This window comes from Pseudomonas sp. IT-P4, from assembly GCF_949767755.1.
GTDB classification, from domain to species: domain Bacteria; phylum Pseudomonadota; class Gammaproteobacteria; order Pseudomonadales; family Pseudomonadaceae; genus Aquipseudomonas; species Aquipseudomonas monachiensis.
Window position 1 is genome coordinate 1 of the sequence record NZ_CATKPX010000002.1, and the last position, 257, is coordinate 257.

At 52.5% G+C, this 257-nt stretch carries 2 tRNA genes; both read left to right on the forward strand.

Annotated features, from left to right (window positions below):
- The first annotated feature begins 20 nt into the window (after nucleotides 1-20).
- Nucleotides 21-97 (forward strand) — tRNA-Ile (locus ACM6IT_RS00010).
- Nucleotides 98-127: 30 nt separating this feature from the next.
- Nucleotides 128-203, forward strand: a tRNA-Ala gene (locus ACM6IT_RS00015).
- Nucleotides 204-257: the final 54 nt, after the last annotated feature.

The window sequence follows — 257 nt, forward strand, 5'->3', positions numbered from 1 at the left end:
TATAGAAGCAGCCCGAAATTGGGTCTGTAGCTCAGTTGGTTAGAGCGCACCCCTGATAAGGGTGAGGTCGGCAGTTCGAATCTGCCCAGACCCACCAATTTTGTGTGGGAAACGCCTGTAGAAATACGGGGCCATAGCTCAGCTGGGAGAGCGCCTGCCTTGCACGCAGGAGGTCAACGGTTCGATCCCGTTTGGCTCCACCACTAACTGCTTCTGATTGTATAAAGCTTAGAAATGAGCATTCCATCGGTTCGATG